The 1,193-nt window shown below is 54.6% G+C and carries 1 protein-coding gene; it reads left to right on the top strand.

Features of this window, described 5'->3' with window-relative positions; translation table 11 throughout:
• Window positions 1–67: 67 nt before the first annotated feature.
• Window positions 68–1,048 (top strand): IS5-like element ISPsy2 family transposase, encoded by a 981-nt coding sequence (locus RYB66_RS19730; RefSeq protein WP_316895230.1) that lies wholly within the window; start codon window positions 68–70, stop codon window positions 1,046–1,048.
• Window positions 1,049–1,193 lie beyond the last annotated feature (145 nt).

The following is a 1,193-nucleotide window of genomic DNA, read 5'->3' as shown; positions in this document are numbered from 1 at the left end:
GGAAACTCTGAAAAAGACTTCCTAATTTGGCAAAATCTCCGGACACCAGTCGCCGAGCTTTTCGATGATGAAACAGATGACCTTCGCCGACGCCGAGTATGCCGGCAAGCGCAAGCAGACCCGTAAGGAATTGTTCCTGATCGAGATGGATCAGGTGGTGCCCTGGAAAGGTTTGATTGCCCTGATTGAGCCCTATTATCCAAAAGGAGAAGGTGGCCGGCCCGCCTACCCACTGATGGCGATGCTGCGTGTTCATCTGATGCAGAACTGGTTCGGCTACAGCGATCCGGCGATGGAAGAAGCGCTGTATGAGACGACCATCCTGCGTCAGTTTTCAGGCCTGAGCCTGGAGCGAATTCCAGACGAAACCACCATTCTCAACTTCCGTCGTCTGCTGGAAAAGCACGAGTTGGCGACCGGGATTCTCGGCGTAATTAATGGTTATCTGGGCGACCGTGGCTTGTCGTTGCGTCAAGGCACCATCGTCGATGCCACGCTGATTCACGCGCCCAGTTCGACCAAGAACAAGGATGGCAAACGCGATCCTGAGATGCATCAAACCAAGAAAGGTAACCAGTACTATTTCGGCGCCAAGGCTCACATCGGCGCCGACGACGAGTCAGGCCTGGTGCACAGCGTGGTAGTAACAGCGGCCAATATGGCAGACGTCACGCAGGTTGCCAAACTGCTGCACGGCGAGGAAAACGTAGTCTGCGCCGACGCAGGTTACACCGGGGTCGAGAAGCGCGAAGAACACGCTGGGCGCAAGGTCATTTGGCAGATTGCCGCCCGCCGCAGCACTTACAAAAAGCACGGAAAACGCAGTATTTTGTACAAGGCGATCCGAAAAATCGAGAAGGCCAAGGCCCAGGTTCGCGCCAAGGTCGAGCATCCGTTTCGGGTCATCAAACGCCAGTTTGGCTATGAAAAAGTGCGCTTTCGGGGCTTGGCCAAGAACACCGCGCAGATGGTGACGTTGTTCGCCCTGTCAAACCTGTGGATGGCCCGCCGACATTTGTTGGCGAGCGCAGGAGAGGTGCGCGTGTAATGCAGGAAATGGTTACCGCAAAAGGCTTTGCAGCAGCCGAAAGAGCTAAAAAGCGAAGATAATTGAGCAAATTTCGACATGCATCGTTTTTTGAAAGTGCTGAGGACTCGGTAGCCGGAAAACATCCGGCTACTTCAGACCTTCC

The organism is Pseudomonas syringae group sp. 243L2, from assembly GCF_032587875.1.
GTDB classification, from domain to species: Bacteria; Pseudomonadota; Gammaproteobacteria; order Pseudomonadales; family Pseudomonadaceae; genus Aquipseudomonas; species Aquipseudomonas amygdali.
This window is presented reverse-complemented; position numbering and strand designations above follow the sequence as displayed.

Excerpts from the sequence above, each read along its gene's own strand:
- RYB66_RS19730 (WP_316895230.1), top strand. The coding sequence starts at position 68 with ATGAAACAGATGACCTTCGCCGACGCCGAGTATGCCGGCAAGCGCAAG.